This is a genomic window from Cohnella kolymensis (assembly GCF_000829465.1).
Taxonomy (GTDB): Bacteria; Bacillota; Bacilli; order Paenibacillales; family Paenibacillaceae; genus Cohnella; species Cohnella kolymensis.
Map to the genome: position 1 here is coordinate 161,458 of NZ_JXAL01000006.1, position 16,446 is coordinate 177,903.

At 48.8% G+C, this 16,446-nt stretch carries 17 protein-coding genes; all 17 read left to right on the top strand.

All coding sequences use genetic code 11. From position 1 onward, the window contains the following. Positions 1-6: 6 nt before the first annotated feature. The 17 genes from flgK to argJ all read left to right on the top strand — a co-directional run bounded on the left by flgK (position 7) and on the right by argJ (position 16,431). Entirely contained in the window at positions 7-1,575 is a 1,569-nt protein-coding gene (gene flgK, locus SD71_RS06760; RefSeq protein ID WP_041061291.1) for a flagellar hook-associated protein FlgK, read from the top strand. Between the two features lie 37 nt (positions 1,576-1,612). Next, entirely contained in the window at positions 1,613-2,509 is an 897-nt protein-coding gene (flgL, locus tag SD71_RS06765) for a flagellar hook-associated protein FlgL (protein ID WP_041061299.1), read from the top strand. A 28-nt stretch (positions 2,510-2,537) separates the two neighbouring features. Further along, positions 2,538-3,107: a DUF6470 family protein gene (locus SD71_RS06770; RefSeq protein WP_041061300.1), complete on the top strand. Its 570-nt coding sequence runs from the start codon at positions 2,538-2,540 to the stop codon at positions 3,105-3,107. 71 nt (positions 3,108-3,178) lie between these two features. After that, complete coding sequence (gene fliW, locus SD71_RS06775) at positions 3,179-3,631, top strand: flagellar assembly protein FliW (RefSeq protein WP_041061304.1); 453 nt, start codon at positions 3,179-3,181, stop codon at positions 3,629-3,631. Beyond that, a complete protein-coding gene (gene csrA, locus SD71_RS06780) occupies positions 3,612-3,863 on the top strand; it encodes a carbon storage regulator CsrA (protein WP_041061306.1) in 252 nt (83 codons plus the stop codon). Before fliW ends, csrA begins: the two co-directional genes overlap by 20 nt. A 97-nt stretch (positions 3,864-3,960) precedes the next feature. Next, on the top strand, positions 3,961-4,773 hold the full coding sequence (locus tag SD71_RS06785) for a flagellin N-terminal helical domain-containing protein (protein WP_041061309.1): 813 nt from the start codon (positions 3,961-3,963) through the stop codon (positions 4,771-4,773). 160 nt (positions 4,774-4,933) lie between these two features. Continuing rightward, complete coding sequence (gene fliD / locus SD71_RS06790; protein WP_041061311.1) at positions 4,934-6,760, top strand: flagellar filament capping protein FliD; 1,827 nt, start codon at positions 4,934-4,936, stop codon at positions 6,758-6,760. A gap of 14 nt (positions 6,761-6,774) precedes the next feature. Continuing rightward, positions 6,775-7,167 carry a flagellar protein FlaG gene (locus SD71_RS06795; RefSeq protein ID WP_052476042.1) on the top strand — a complete coding sequence of 131 codons (393 nt, stop codon included), beginning with the start codon at positions 6,775-6,777 and terminating at the stop codon, positions 7,165-7,167. A gap of 10 nt (positions 7,168-7,177) precedes the next feature. After that, the gene (fliS, locus tag SD71_RS06800) at positions 7,178-7,558 is read left to right on the top strand and encodes a flagellar export chaperone FliS (protein WP_041061314.1); all 381 of its coding nucleotides are present in this window, start codon (positions 7,178-7,180) and stop codon (positions 7,556-7,558) included. Beyond that, on the top strand, positions 7,516-7,920 hold the full coding sequence (locus SD71_RS06805; protein WP_041061317.1) for a hypothetical protein: 405 nt from the start codon (positions 7,516-7,518) through the stop codon (positions 7,918-7,920). The genes fliS and SD71_RS06805 overlap by 43 nt, the downstream gene beginning before the upstream one ends. Positions 7,921-8,176: 256 nt before the next feature. Continuing rightward, positions 8,177-8,374, top strand: a complete 198-nt coding sequence (locus SD71_RS06810; protein ID WP_041061320.1) for a cold shock domain-containing protein — start codon at positions 8,177-8,179, stop codon at positions 8,372-8,374. A gap of 210 nt (positions 8,375-8,584) precedes the next feature. Next, complete coding sequence (gene hpf, locus SD71_RS06815) at positions 8,585-9,142, top strand: ribosome hibernation-promoting factor, HPF/YfiA family (RefSeq protein ID WP_041061323.1); 558 nt, start codon at positions 8,585-8,587, stop codon at positions 9,140-9,142. 160 nt (positions 9,143-9,302) lie between these two features. Further along, a complete protein-coding gene (gene secA / locus SD71_RS06820; protein ID WP_041061326.1) occupies positions 9,303-11,813 on the top strand; it encodes a preprotein translocase subunit SecA in 2,511 nt (836 codons plus the stop codon). Between the two features lie 45 nt (positions 11,814-11,858). Next, positions 11,859-12,978 (top strand): peptide chain release factor 2 gene (gene prfB / locus SD71_RS06825; protein ID WP_200889570.1). Its coding sequence is split into 2 segments (ribosomal slippage): positions 11,859-11,936 and positions 11,938-12,978, totalling 1,119 coding nucleotides; the frame shifts between segments, so codons are not numbered across the junction. A 123-nt stretch (positions 12,979-13,101) separates the two neighbouring features. Beyond that, positions 13,102-13,974, top strand: coding sequence for a YitT family protein (locus SD71_RS06830; protein WP_041061456.1), 873 nt, complete (start codon positions 13,102-13,104; stop codon positions 13,972-13,974). A 142-nt stretch (positions 13,975-14,116) separates the two neighbouring features. Further along, positions 14,117-15,169 carry an N-acetyl-gamma-glutamyl-phosphate reductase gene (gene argC / locus SD71_RS06835; protein WP_041061332.1) on the top strand — a complete coding sequence of 351 codons (1,053 nt, stop codon included), beginning with the start codon at positions 14,117-14,119 and terminating at the stop codon, positions 15,167-15,169. A 29-nt stretch (positions 15,170-15,198) separates the two neighbouring features. Beyond that, a complete protein-coding gene (gene argJ, locus SD71_RS06840) occupies positions 15,199-16,431 on the top strand; it encodes a bifunctional glutamate N-acetyltransferase/amino-acid acetyltransferase ArgJ (RefSeq protein ID WP_041061335.1) in 1,233 nt (410 codons plus the stop codon). Positions 16,432-16,446: the final 15 nt, after the last annotated feature.

Consider the following 16,446-nt stretch of genomic DNA (forward strand, 5'->3'; position numbering starts at 1 on the left):
GTTTTTTTGAGGTCTACTTTCCACTCGCTTGAAACTGCAAAGAGAGCTTTATTCACGCAACAAGCAGCAATTCAAACGACAGGTCACAATATCTCCAACGCCAACAGTCCGGGATATTCCCGACAGTTGGTAAATATGCAAGCAACCCGTCCGATTGAAGCGGTAGGAATGAGTCACTCAGCGGCTCCTGGACAATTGGGCACAGGAGTGGAGTTCACATCGATAACGCGTGTTCGCGAGCAATTCCTTGATAGTCAATACCGTAATCAGAGTCAAGATGCCGGCAAATGGAACATTCAAGCGGACACTTTAGATAAACTTGAAGCTATTTTTAATGAACCGAGTGACACCGGTATTCGTACGGTAATGGATAAGCTTTGGACTTCTTGGTCTGATTTGGCCAAAGATCCCGAAAACGTAACAGGCCGTAAGATAGTGCGGGAAAACGCCATTGCGCTCGCTGATACTTTTAACTTAACCAGCAAACAGCTGACGGATATGAGCAATGACCTGAATACAAACATTGGAGTCAAAGCCGGCCAAATTAATTCTTATCTGAGCAGCATCGCTAACTTAAACCATGATATTGCTCGAATTTCCGGCTATGGCGACTCTCCCAACGATTTGATGGATCAAAGGGATTTGTTGACAGATCAATTATCCAAGATTATTAATATTTCCGTGACGAATACGCCTCAAGGCTACAATATATCCATGGGCGGTACTCAGCTTGTAAATAACGATACGTATACAGCAGTGGATGCGGCCGCTCTAGAGTCGGCTTTCTCAGGAGGCAGCGGCGGAGACTTAACCAGCGGGGAAGTTTATGGCATGTTAAAGTCCCGCGATGTTTATGTAAAAAGCTACCAGCAGCAGTTAGACACGCTAGCTAACAGTATTGCGAACGGTACATTTACAGTTACATTGCCGCAAGGAACTGTTTTGCCGGAAGGCACGACACTTGATGGCGTCACCTATACGGGTGCTAACCGAACACTGACATCACCGCTTACAGTTAAAGTTAATGGCATGAATGAGCTACACAAGATGGGATATACGCTTCAAAATCCACCTACAGCAGGGGATAATTTCTTCGTCTCCTCGGATGGCGGCCCCATTACAGCAAGTACGTTTAAATTAAATCCTGTTATACAGAATTCTCCCGACGCAATAGCGACATCGATGCGTACGGCGGGAACTCCGGAACAGGTAGTGCCCGGCAATAACACATTGGCAATGCTAATGGCAAAACTTAGGGACACTAAGATCCAATTTGTCACACCTGATGGATCGACTCCGGGGATTTCTAATGGGTTGATTTCGGATTATTATAACTCGATCATCGGTCAACTTGGGGTTCAGTCCGAGGATGCTCAGCGTCAGGCCAGTAATCAAAACTCTCTGCTGAGCAATATCGATGGCCGGCGCCAGTCGGTGAGCGGTGTCTCACTGGATGAAGAGATGTCCAATTTGATTAAGTTTCAACATGCATACAATGCCGCAGCTCGGGCGATGACGACTTTTGATGATTTATTAGATAGAGTAATTAATGGTATGGGACATGTAGGTCGTTAATGTTTAATCTGAAAAAGACGATGTGAGGTGATTGTCCATGCCGCTTCGTGTTACGCCGGGCATGATACACGATCAAATGGTACGTAACTTAAACAAAAATTTGCACCGGATGAGCGGAGCGCAAACGGAACTGACCACCGGCCGCAGAATCAACAAGCCGTCGGACGACCCCATTGGCATCACTTATGCGCTTCGATATCGAAGCGAATTGTCGATGAACGATCAGTACCAACGTAACTTAACGGCTGCTCAATCATCGGTGGAACATGTGGATAATGTCCTAGGTCAAGTAAATGATTTGATGCAGCGGGTCAAAGAATTAACTATTCAAGGCGCAAATGGTACGAATCCTGCAGAGGCGCGTCAAGCTATTAAAAGTGAATTGGACGTGATATATGATCACCTTATTACTATTGGTAATGATCAAATCAACGGCAAATACACTTTTAATGGCCAACTGACACAAACCGCACCTTATGATGCTGTTACGGCAGGTACCATCGACACCGACGACCAACAGATTAAGTTGCCGGTGGCACCCGGCATCGAGATCGGTACGAACATGACCGGTAACCAGGTATTCGGTAAGAGCACGGACACCGACAATCTGTTTACAGTGGTAAAGCAAATCCGAGCTGCGTTCAACTTGAACGACGGCGCTGCCGCTGCTGCACTATTAAGCAAAGTAGATTCCCGTTATAACGCACTTTTATCAATCCGTTCTGAAGTGGGAGCACGTGCTAACCGGATTGATATGTTAGATAACAGAAACAAAGATCTCGACATCACATTAAACAACTTGAGTGGAAAAACGGAAGACGCCGATATTGCTGACGCCACCATTCGTCTGAAGCGAGATGAAAACGTCTATCAAGCTTCATTATCGGTCGGTGCCCGAATTATTCAGCCAAGCCTTGTCGATTATTTAAAATAAACTAAGCAGACGAAAGAGCGGTGGAAGAATGGAATTTCTCCGCTTGTCGATTCACCAAACAATGGGGCGGATCGGGATGGAAAGCAGGCCGGGACAATCGGAAATCCGATCGCCGTCAGGTCAATTGGATATCACTTCGCCATCTGCACATCTGCAAATTCGGCAGCCTAAAGGCGAACTGCAAATTGACTCATCTGCCGCATTAAAAGCACTAGCGCTTGGTGGTCCGATAGAGACAGGTGAAATGCTCACGGAGCAAGCAAATGAACGGGCTATGCAAGCTATAGCACGCATCGCACAAAAAGGCGACCGAATGGCTCAAATCACTAACAAGAATGATGCGGTGGCGGATTTAGCAATGAATGCCATGGAAGATGATGCAGAGGGTCTTCGGGTGACGGGGCCGGCTTCTTATATGAATATAAGCTTGAACTACATACCTCATGCGGCGGAAATCGAGATTACTGCTCAGCATCCAAGTATAGAGTACACACCGTCCAGGCCGGAGATTAACTACACTCCCGGTAACGTAAAAATCTATGTGGACCAAATGAACAGTATTCGAATGTGGGTTAGCAGTTACGATCTTTACGCATAGAGCTACCAACGCGGGATCGCGTCGATAGCTCATTTTTCTTTTATCTGTGCCAGATTATGGGGGGACATCGCATGTGGCAGTCTTTGATTGGTAAAACAATTAATATGAATGGCTCGATCCTCGGCTTTCCCGAACTAAATGTCTTTGGAATACAGCCGGTGGATGATTCGAATGATCAGTCACCATTTGCTTACCTGCAAAGCCAAGAACAACAGGAAATAGGTTTTTTGGTGGTCGATCCATTTACGTTCTTCCCGCACTATGAACTTGAATTGTCGGATCGGGATAAGTCGGAACTGGAGGTTGCAGATTCTCAAGAGGTTGCTGTACTTGGAATCGTGTCAATTGCACGTCCTTTTGAGAGCTCAACGGTAAATCTCATGGCCCCGCTTTTAATTAATGTAAGCAAATTTACAGGACGTCAGCTCGTCTTGCCTCCAGATACTCCTTACCAGACAAAGACTCCGATTTTCGCCGCAAAGTATGAGAAAGGTGGCAATCCGGATGCTCATACTAACACGTAAAAAGGGACAATCCATCGTCATCGATGATGAGATAGAATTATTTATTTCTGAGATCGAAGGTGAACAAGTTAAAATCGGGATTCGTGCACCCTCGGAGATTAAGATTTACCGAAAAGAAGTGTTGGATGCAATTCGCGAAAATAATAGAGAGTCACTAGCAACCCCAACTCAATTGGGAGCTTTAAAAGATCTGATCAAAGGTATGGATGCACCTTCTAATAATTCGAAATAATTTCGACAAGCTATAACAAAATGGAAAACACTGCCGATATATATATCGAGAGCTCACACGGAAGTGAGCCGTCACACATCCAAGGAGGAGTTAAGCAATGATTATCAACCACAACCTGAACGCCATGAACGCTCACCGCAACCTGTCGTTCAACAATGTCCAGCAAGGTAAATCCAGTGAAAAACTTTCGTCAGGCTTCCGCATCAACCGTGCAGCCGACGATGCAGCAGGCCTCTCGATCTCCGAGAAAATGCGTGCACAAATCAAGTCATTGAGCCAGGCACAACGCAATACTCAAGACGGTGTTTCAATGGTTCAAACCGCTGAAGGCGCAATGAATGAAGCTTCCGACATGCTGACTCGTATGAAGGAATTGGCTACCCAAGCTAATAGTGGCACTTACAACGCTGACGACATTACAGCTATGGACAATGAGTATCAAAAGTTGAAAGCCTCAATTACTGACATTGCTACTAACACCACGTTTAACGGAATTGCCTTGCTTGATACCACTGCTACCGCTGTAAAAATTCAAACGGGTGATGCTGCTGCTGTGCAAGTCAATGTTGCCCTGGATACGATTGATTTGGACACGATAGCAGGGACGTTGGGTGCCGCTCTAACTGCGGCTACTGCGGGAGCAGAAATGACTGCAGTTGATACAGCTATTAAAGCGGTAAACACTGCACGTTCTGAGCTTGGGGCAACTCAAAATCAACTAGAGCACATCTCCAATAACTTGGGTGCAACAACGGAAAACTTGCAAGCTTCCGAATCGCGCATCCGCGACACCGACATGGCCAAGGAAATGATGAGCTACACGAAATTCAACATCCTGCAGCAAGCTGCTACAGCTATGTTGGCACAAGCGAACCAAGCTCCTCAAGGCGTTCTGCAATTGCTTCGTTAATTATTTGCTACCGTTTGAAGAAAAAGCTCACAGGATTTTCCTGTGGGCTTTTTTCTGTTCTCAGGGGCGAAGTTTATTTTAAAAAAATTAAACAAATCGATACTGTCTTCCGATATACAGGGATATAGGAATATCGGTGATAGGCTAAGGAGGTCATCATATGGTGATGCGTATACCCGGTCTGGGTTCAGGGATGGACATTGAAAGTATGGTCAAAGGTTTGATGAACGCTGAGCGGATTCCGCTGGACAGGATCAATCAGAAGAAGCAACTTCTGACTTGGAAAACTGATCAGTATCGGGAGATTAACGCGAAGATGGCTGCCCTTCGATCGGCGATGAACGATTTCCGGTACGGCTCCCTATTCTCGCTGATGAAAGCCACCTCAGCAGATCCGGCTAAAGTAGCAGTATCGGCTTCCGGCACGGCCAATCCGGTCAATCACAGCATGATCGTCGATTCTTTGGCATCTGCTGCCCGTTTAGTCGGAGGACAGATCACTCCGACAGCCCAGTATGGATTGATGGCGGGAACAGCATTGAGCACATCAACCGTTATCGATGCGAGCAATAACCAGCTTAACGTGACCTTTGACGGCACGTCTCGGACAATAACACTAGCTTTACAAACATATAATGAAGCATCCCTTCAAGCCGAGCTCCAAACCCAACTGAATCAGACGTTTGGAAACGGAAGGTTAACAGTCGGGTTAGACGCGGGTAATCAATTGTCTATTACTCCCAACGGCGTTGAAGGCTCATTATCACAGGTAAAAGTCACTGCGGTAGCCGCAAATGGCGGATTGGTCGCTCTTGGTTTTCAGGATCAGCAAACGTATAAATTCGATCCGAATCAAGGACTAGATACCCAATCGAATAAACTCTCTGCCACACTAACCGGAACGTCTTTTACAGTCAACGGAGTGACCATCACTTACAATGCAACGGATAGTTTGCAAAGCATTATCAACAGAGTAAACAGCTCTGCGGCAGGTGTTAACATGAGCTATGATCCTTTGGCGGACAAGCTTGTTGTCACCAGTAAATCTACGGGCTCTACATCCCAAGTGATTGTAACTGACGAAACGGGCGGTAATTTTAGCACCATTTTTAATGTATCCGGCTCTGTAACACCGGGTACCGATGCGAAAGTAACCATTGATGGGGTCACCACCTATCGTAATACCAATCAGTTTACATTGGATGGCGTTACCTATACTTTAAATGGGACTACGACCGGCCCGATCTCCATTGGTATTACGACAGATATAGATGCGACCGTAGCGAAGATTAAGGATTTTGTCACTAAATATAATGACTTGGTTGGGCTGATGAATACCCGATACAACGAGCAAAAATATCGCGACTTCGCTCCTTTGACTGATGAGCAGAAATCGGCGATGAAGGACAACGATATCGCGAATTGGCAAGCGAAGGCGCAAAGCGGGTTGTTGTCCAGAGATAGTCAGTTGGCTGCTATACGTTCCGACTTGCGATCATTGACCACGCGCCAAGTCCAGAATACCCAGAGCAGCTACAATGCTCTGTACCAAATCGGAATTACAACAGCACCGTATTCGGCTGGACAACAAAATGAGGCCGGCAAGCTTGTTATAGACGAAGGTAAACTGCGCAAAGCGCTTTCGGACGACTCGACTGGAGTCATTAAACTTTTCTCTAATCAACCTGATCCCACCCTGCCTGCCGCCACGGCCGAGCCTCAGAAAGGTTTGGCACAAGTTCTATTCGAAAAATTGGATACCGGCATAACGAATTTGTCTAAGGTTGCCGGACGTTCCGGCGGAGGATATCTCGATCCATCCACAAGCATCGGTAATCAGTTAAAAAAAATGGAAGACCAGATTTTGCAGATGAATGATAGGTTAATCAGGAAAGAAAATTACTATTATAATCAGTTTACAGCCATGGACCAGGCTATCCAGAAGGGCAACTCTCAAATGTCATGGCTGTCATCCCAACTCGGTTAGGGAGGAACAACTAAATGATAACTAATTCAAATCCGTTTCTGCCAACCCAGCAGATGTCTGTGGGCACAGTTTCATATCATTCACCCGCTGCCCCCATTGCGGAGCTTGGTACGTTTTCCTCAAAAGCACCCCCAGTAGAGCTAATGAAAAAGCAGAAATTTGAGTTATCCATTGCCGACGAAGCGGTGGTACATGTTTTAGAGAAAATTAACCGTCAACTGGCGGGCATTCCAAGAGAAGTGGAATACAACTTTCACAGGCAGGACGGACAAGTGGTGATCAAAATCATCAACTCGGAAACCAAAGAGGTATTGAAGGAGATCCCACCTGAGAAGATTTTGGACATGCTCGCCAAGTTTCAAGAAATCAATCGTTCCGCTGGCGCTATAATTGACGAGAAAAGGTAGGCTGGAATATATGAGCGTAAAACCCCAAGAAGTCTATTTGCAAATGCAGGTGAATACCGCTTCGCCGCAGGAGCTTACCTTACTGTTGTATAACGGGCTTATCAAATTTCTCGGACAATCTCTGGAAGAGACGAAACATGGGAACTATGAGGGCAAAAATAATCATATTATTCGCAGCTTGGACATATTGGACGAATTGTTAATGTCCCTGGATCAAAGCTACGAAGTTGCCCAACAGCTTGGATCTCTTTACCTGTTCATGAAAAGCCATTTGGTGGAAGCCAACATCAAAAACAAGGCGGAAAATATTGAGTTTTGTATTGGTCAGGTGAAGGAGCTGCGGGATACATGGGCGCAAGCAATCAAGCTGGCAAAGCAGAAGCAGGTATAACAACTCCCTCTGTAACGGAATCACTGCGTGGGTTATGGCAAGAATTGATCTCGGTAACGCGGCGGTTGGCAGAATTGGATCTTAACGAAGATCAATCTGCCGAAATTTTGATTATCGGACAACAACGCCAAGTGGAGTTAAGGGAGCAAATTGATAATATTAAATCAGAAGCGAATGTTTCTCTCCATGTAGACTTGGTTCAAGAATGCCTGGACTTGGAACGTCAGTTTCAGATGCACCTTGTAGATGCGCGTGAAAGATATCGCCAACCGCTTAGCAACCTTCAGCAAGCCAACCAGCTAAGAAGGGTTTATACGAACTTTCAACAATCAGATGGAATTTTCGTGGATAGAAGCCAATAAGACAATCTCAATCTAACGAAAATTTTTAGGAAGGTATTACATTAAGAAAAGCCAATGTACGTACAAAAACTCATTACGCATCAATGAACTTGAAAAACCTCGGAAAAATCCGAGTTTTTTTATATAGTGACACTTACTGAATCCGCTTACAAAAAACCATTGACACCATTATTTCCCTAATGTTATATTCGGGATGTGGGTCAGGCCAAATCGCCTATGTCTTACGTCATTTGAATATGAAGGGAATGTTTAACAGATGCAAGGTAAAGTAAAATGGTTCAACGCGGAAAAAGGATACGGATTCATCGAGACTGAGGAAGGCGGCGATGTGTTCGTTCACTTCTCCGCAATTCAAATGGACGGCTACAAGGCTCTTGAAGAAGGCCAAACTGTAGAGTTTGACATCGTTCAAGGCGCAAGAGGCCCGCAAGCAGCTAACGTTAACAGAGTGTAATCATTCCGGCGCTTTTAGCGTCGAAATATAATACAGAGAACAGTAAAACAACGCTTGATTTGCCTGCCACGCCACCCCGGATATTCCGGGGTTTTTTTATGTTTTGCACATTATGAGCCAAGTTATCTAAAAATTCAAAATAATTAGCCGAATGTTTTGAAACCGTCATCACGGGTGTGGTATCATGGAATCAGCAAAGGAGGAATGCCCATGAGATACACCATTCGTGGCCAACGTATGGAAGTAACAGAAGCTCTTCGTGATTACGTAGAGAAGAAGTTAAGTCGATTGGAACGATATTTTGAAGCCCCTCCCGAATCAGAAGTACACGTCACACTAAGCGTAACAAAAGGTCAACAAGCCGTCGAAGTCACGATCCCGCTTCCTGGGGCTCTACTACGAGCTGAGGAGAAAAGGGACGACATGTACGCATCCATCGACTTTGTGGTGGACAAACTGGAACGCCAAATTCGCAAACACAAGACGAAAATGAACCGCAAATTCCGTCAGACCGGTACATCCATATTATTTAAGGAAGAAGCCATCAACGGCAACAGCGTCAGTACATTAACCCACGATGAAGAAGACGAGTTGGAACTTGTCCGGACGAAGCGTTTTAATATGAAGCCGATGGATGTTGAAGAAGCGATTCTTCAAATGAATATGGTCGGACACAACTTTTATGTATTTGCCAACACGGACACGAAGGAAATGAACGTCGTTTACCGCCGGAATGATGGAAAGTACGGGTTGATAGAATCTGTGTGAACATAACATATGCAAAGCCTCGGCATTCATTGCCGGGGCTTTTTTTGGCGATTTGTTCAAGCATGCGCGTCCGTCGATACCCCTTCCTTGCCCCATTTTCCCCAAACTGATAAAATGAAAGAATACTGTCATACCCGCAGGAGAGAGGGGTACTACCGATATGTTAGGTCTGGTCAAAAAAATATTCGGGGATGCCAACGAACGTGAAATCAAGCGGCTGTCTAAAACCGTGGAAGAGATCAACGCGTTGGAGCCAAAGATCTCCCAATTAACAGATGAACAGCTTCGTGCCAAGACGGATGAGTTCCGTTCCCGTCTGGATCAAGGCGAAGATTTGGATGATATTTTGCCTGAGGCTTTTGCCGTCGTACGGGAAGCGTCCAAGCGCACGCTCAATAAGCGTCATTTTGACGTGCAGCTAATCGGAGGTATGGTTCTTCATAACGGCAAAATTCCCGAGATGAAGACCGGGGAAGGGAAGACGCTTGTCGGAACGCTCGCTGTATACCTGAATGCCTTGCAGGGCAAAGGCGTACACGTGGTTACGGTCAACGATTACCTCGTCACACGCGACAGCGCCGAGATGGGTCAAATTTACGAGTTCCTGGGCATGACTGTCGGCCGTAACCTGAATGGACTTTCCCATGAGGAAAAACAACAGGCGTACGCGTGCGACATCACTTATGGAACCAACAACGAGTTCGGTTTCGACTACTTGCGCGACAACATGGTCCTTTATAAGGAACAAATGGTACAACGGTCGCTGAACTATGCCCTCATCGATGAAGTGGATTCCATCCTGATCGACGAGGCGCGGACACCGCTGATCATTTCCGGCCAAGCGCAGAAATCGACGGAGCTGTACTATGCTGCAGACCGTTTTGTCAGCAAATTAAAGGATACCGAAGACTTTACAATAGATGTGAAAATGCGCACCGTTGCCTTGACCGAGCAAGGGGTCACCAAGGCGGAGCGTGCGTTCAATATCGACAACTTGTTCTCCCATGAGCATGTTACGCTTAACCACCATGTGCAGCAAGCGCTTCGTGCCCGCTTTATCATGAGACGGGACGTAGATTATGTGGTTCAAGATGATGAAGTCCTCATCGTCGACGAATTCACCGGCCGGCTGATGGCAGGACGCCGTTACAGCGACGGTCTGCATCAGGCGATCGAAGCGAAGGAGCAGCTCGAGGTTCAGAACGAGAGCATGACGCTCGCCACTATCACGTTCCAGAACTACTTCCGGATGTACCGCAAGCTGGCCGGCATGACCGGTACGGCGAAGACGGAGGAAGAAGAATTCAAGCGGATTTATGGATTGGAAGTCGTGCAGGTGCCGACCAACCGTCCGATGATTCGTGAAGATAAGGCGGATGTCGTCTATAAATCCGAGAATGGCAAATATCGCGCCGTTGTGGACGAGATTGTAGAACGTCACAAAACCGGACAGCCCGTTCTTGTCGGTACGGTGTCGATCGAGAATTCGGAGCGCGTTGCGGATATGCTGAAGAAAAAAGGCGTACCGCACCAGGTTCTGAATGCGAAGTATCATGCCGAAGAAGCGGCGATCATCGCCAACGCAGGACAAAAAGGAACCGTTACGATCGCCACCAATATGGCGGGCCGAGGTACCGATATCGTTCTGGGCGAAGGTGTAGCCGATGTCGGCGGGCTGCATATCATGGGTACCGAGCGCCATGAATCGCGGCGTATCGATAACCAGCTGCGCGGCCGTTCCGGACGTCAAGGCGATCCGGGTTCTTCGCAGTTCTATCTGTCCATGCAGGATGAACTGATGCGCAGATTCGGCGCGGACAATATCATGGGCATGATGGAGCGTCTCGGTTTCGACGAGGATTCTCCGATCGAGAGCCGCATGATTACCCGCGCGATCGAATCCGCCCAGAAGCGTGTCGAGGGCAGCAACTTCGATACTCGCCGTATCGTTTTGCAGTACGATGATGTCATCAACCTGCAGCGGGAGAAAATATACGGAGATCGCCGCGAAATACTGGCCTCCGACAACATCCGCGAAATCGTGCTCGGCATGGTTCGTTCGGTTGTGAATCGTGCCGTCGACAGCCATTGCTCGGACAGCGATGTGCCGGAGGATTGGGATTTCGAGGGCCTCCTGACTTACGCTCATACGAATTTCTTGCCTGAAGAGCGCTTGAGTAAAGACGACTTGTGGGGCAAGGAAAAAGAAGAAATGATCGAAATGCTGATGGAGCGCATTGAAAAGTACTACGACGAGCGCGAAGAGGGCCTCGGCAGCGAAACGATGCGCGAGTTCGAGAAAGTCGTCGTTCTGCGCGCCGTCGACAGCAAGTGGATGGATCACATCGATGCGATGGATCATCTGCGCCAAGGTATCCACTTACGCGCATACGGCGGTAACGATCCGCTGCGTGAATACCAGTTCGAAGGACACAACATGTTCCTTTCCATGATCGAGCGGATCGAGGACGAGGTTACGCTCTATATCATGAAAGCTCATGTGGAGAGTAACCTGAAGCGTGAAGCGGTAGCTGAAGGGCAGGCCGTGGATACCAAAGCGGAAGCGGGTCCTAAGAAACCTGTGACGCGCTCTGCTGAACAGCGTGTCGGCCGGAACGATCCGTGCCCGTGCGGCAGCGGCAAGAAATACAAACAGTGCCACGGACAATAATCGTTCCGAAGAGCACCCTAAGATTCATATGAGGTGATTATCAACATGTCCGAAATAGACATTACAGTGAAGCAAGATCTTCGCGAAAGCGCGAAGCGACTCCAGCAATTCAGGGGGTCTCTTTGACTTAGATCTCAAGAAGGAACAGATTGAGAACTATGAAGTCAAGATGAGCGAACCTAATTTCTGGGACGACAACGAGAAGGCACAGGCGCTCATCGCCGAGATGAATGCCATCAAGTCCGTCGTGGATGAATATGAAGGTATGGCGAACGAGCTTCAGGACCTTCAGGATATGCTGGAAATCCTTGAAGAGGAATCCGACGATTCGATGGTTAAGGAGTGGACGGAGAGCGTGAAGGCTCTTACCGCCAAGATTGACTCCTTCGAACTGCAGCTGCTGCTGAACCAACCTTATGACAAGAACGACGCCATACTTGAATTGCACCCGGGCGCCGGCGGAACAGAGTCGCAAGACTGGGCGCAAATGCTGTACCGGATGTATACCCGATGGGCGGAGAAACGCGGCTTCAAAGTCGAGCTGCTTGACTATCTCCCAGGGGATGAAGCGGGAATTAAGAGTGTCACGATTCAGGTTAGCGGCCGCAACGCCTATGGATATCTGAAGGCGGAAAAAGGCGTGCACAGACTCGTACGAATCTCGCCGTTCGATGCCTCGGGCCGCCGCCACACTTCGTTCGTTTCTTGCGATGTGGTGCCTGAGATTGATGAAGATATCCAAATCGATATTCGTCCGGAAGATCTCCGGGTGGACACGTACCGTGCCAGCGGCGCAGGCGGTCAACATATCAACAAGACCGATTCCGCGATTCGTCTCACTCACTTGCCGACCGGTGTAGTTGTGGCTTGCCAGACGCAGCGTTCTCAAATCCAGAACCGCGACAAAGCGATGAAAATGCTCCAGTCCAAGCTCTACGAGCTGAAGCTTCAAGAACAGGCGCGGGAGCTGGCGGAAGTCCGCGGTGAACAGAAGGATATCGCATGGGGCAGCCAAATCCGGTCGTATGTGTTCCATCCTTACAGCATGGTGAAGGATCACCGCACGCAGGTGGAGACCGGCAACATCGGCGCTGTGATGGACGGCGAGCTGGATCCTTTTATCGACGGATATTTACGCAGCCAGATCAAACTGGAAGCGGAATGAAATGCATAATAAAACACAAACTTCCTACACGTACCGCAAGTGTAGGAAGTTCTTTCATTAGTGCGAGAATGGAAAAGAGGCGACACTCGAGTGGTATCGACTGATCCGAAGCCCCCGTATTCGGTGAAAAAACGCAAGGTGCGCAAGGTATCCCCTGCAGCACGCGAAATTTTCAGCTATTTATCTCTGCTCATCGGCGCTTTCCTCATAGCCGTCAGCTTTAATCTGTTTTTGCTTTCCAACCGCATCGCCTCGGGCGGAGTGTCGGGTATCTCCGTCATTGTCAACACGCTTGTGCACATTCCTCCAGCCTACACCCAGTGGGCGCTCAACATCCCTTTGTTTATCGCAGGAATCCTTGTATTAGGAAGACATTTCGGTGTGAAGACGGCCGTCGGTTCCGTCATTCTGCCTTTTTTTGTGCTGCTCACTTCCCACTGGACGGCGCCTACACATAATCCCTTGCTTGCTGCGATTTATGGCGGTCTCGGAGTCGGACTCGGTCTTGGCCTTGTATTCCGCGGACGAGGTTCGACCGGAGGGCTTGACGTCGCCGCTCAAATTATCCACCGTATAACCGGCATTCGCCTCGGTTTGGCCGTGGCTGCCTTGGACGCACTCGTCATCCTTGCCGCCGCATTTTTTATCTCCTTCGAAAATGCCTTATACGCGTTAATCGGCCTATATGTAACCAGCAAAACCATCGACATCGTACAGACCGGGCTCCAAACCTCCAAAGCCGCTTTTATCATCTCCAAAGATCCCGAGCGGGTTTCCGCCGCTATTTTGCATGATTTGGATCGGGGATTAACGAAGCTGGAGGGAGTCGGCGGCTATACCGGCGAGAATCGTCCCGTCCTGCTCGTTGTCGTCGGCCAAAGCGAAGTGACCCGATTAAAAAACCTTGTTCGTGACGCCGATCCGGAAGCATTCGTCATCATCAGCAACGCCGCCGAAGTGCTTGGAGAAGGCTTCCGGGAAAATAAAAATTTATAGTCTGTCTATGGTTGCATAAATAATACATAAGACGTATAATAATTCAGTATTCGAGCATAAACCAACAGTTACTTAGATCATAATCACATATTTTATCCGCTATTTATTCATATTTTTATGTGTTTTTATCGGGGGAACGACAATGAATAATTCCAAGCTCCGCGCGGCTGTCGTAGGCTCAACCGGCTATGGCGGCGTCGAACTTATTCGTTTGCTGCAATCTCATCCGCATGTTACCGTGACGTCGGTCATTTCTTCCTCCAGCGCGGGATCGCCGATTGCCGAGGGATTTCCTCATCTGAGAGAAATCCGTACCGACTTGTTGGACGGAATCGATGTAGAACTCGTTCGTTCTAAGGCGGATGTCGTCTTTCTGGCAACTCCGCACGGTGTGAGCATGAAGCTCGCTCCGGATTTTTTGGCGGCAGGCATGAAGGTGATCGACCTTTCCGGTGATTTTCGCTTGAAATCGGGTGACGTTTATCGGGAGTGGTACAAACACGAGCCCGCTGCACAAGCCGAGGTGGATCGTGCGGTGTACGGTTTATCGGAAGTATACGGCGCACAAGTTTACGGAGCCGACTTCATTTCCAATCCCGGATGCTTCTCAACAGCTGCATTGCTTGGCTTATATCCGGCGGTTAAGGCAGGCTGGATCAACCCGGACTCGATCATCATCGATGCGAAGTCAGGAGTCTCCGGTGCAGGACGCGGCTTGAATTTAAGCGCGCATTTTTCCGAAATCAACGAGAATTTCAAAGCCTACAAGCTGAATAAACATCAACATACGCCGGAAATCGAGCAAGTATTGTCGGAAGCGGCGGGCCGTCCTGTCATCACCACTTTTACCACTCATCTCGTCCCGATGACGAGAGGGATCATGTGCACGATTTATGCGGCACAGAACGAGAATCGCGATACTGCCCAATTTGTGGACCTGTACCGACGATTTTATGAAGGGCGCCGTTTCGTCCGGGTTCATCCTGCAGGCCATTGGCCGGCAACGAAACAGGTCTACGGAAGCAACTACTGCGACATCGGCTTTTCCACGGATGATCGCACAGGCCGGATTACGATTATTTCGGTGATCGACAACTTGGTGAAGGGCGCGGCGGGCCAGGCGATTCAGAACCTGAACCTGCTCATGAACTGGGATGAAACGCTCGGGCTTCAGTTCACTCCGGTCTACCCTTAATACTCGATGAGAGGAACGGGCTACTTATTATGGGGAAAGAGAAACAGTACACAGTTCTCCCTGAGGGAGGCATCACCACACCCAAAGGCTTTAAGGCCGGCGGACTCCACTGCGGCTTGAAAAAAACGGACCGGCACGATTTAGGCGTCATTGTCTGCGATGTTCCGGCGGCTGCGGCGGCGGTATATACGACGAATTTATTTCAAGCGGCACCCGTTAAGGTAACCCGCGACACCTTGAGTGAAGGCGGCATGCTGCGGGCGATCGTCGTGAACAGCGGGAACGCCAATGCATGCACGGGTGATCAAGGTGACGCCGATGCGCGCACGATGCAGGCGAATATGGCGGAAGCGTTGGGAATTAGCAAGAATCAGGTGGCTGTTGCATCCACAGGCGTGATCGGCGAACTGTTGAAAATGGATCGGGTGAACTCCGGTATCGCAGAGCTGCCCTCGAGGGTTCTAGGGGATGCGCAGGGTTCCGACGATTTCTGCCAGGCTATTCTTACAACGGATTTGGTGAAAAAGGTTTCCTGCGTGACGCTGACTTTAGATGGGCAGCAAGTGACGATAGCCGGTGCGGCCAAAGGTTCAGGAATGATTCATCCCAACATGGCAACGATGCTCGGATTCGTAACGACGGACGCTGCGATCGGAACACCGCTGCTGCAAGAGCTGCTTCGCGAAGTGACGAACGTGAGCTTTAACATGATCACGGTTGACGGCGATACCAGCACCAACGACATGCTCGTGGCGATGGCGAGCGGATTAGCGGGCAATCGCGAATTGACGCGCAACCATCCGGACTATGAAGCATTCGTACAAGGATTGCGGCATGTGTGCACCGAGCTGGCAAAAGCCATCGCGCGCGATGGCGAAGGGGCAACGAAGCTGATCGAGACAACGGTCGTCAGCGCAGTCAGTGATGAAGCGGCACAAGCGATCGCCAAGACGATTATCGGGTCCAGTCTCGTTAAATCAGCCGTGTATGGCGCAGATGCCAACTGGGGGCGAATTATCGCAGCAGTCGGGCGTGCTGGCCAACCGGTGAACGTCGGGACAGTGGATATTCGTTTGGGTGACATTCCCGTGTTGGAGCAGTCCCGCCCGGTACCTTTTGATGAAGAAATGGCACTGGAGTACTTAAAAACCGGTACGATCGGCATTCACGTGAATTTGAATATGGGAAGCGGGACGGCGACGGCTTGGGGCTGCGACCTCACGTACGACTATGTGCGCATTAATGCCGCTTATCGGACGTAAGGAGATCGAAACTTG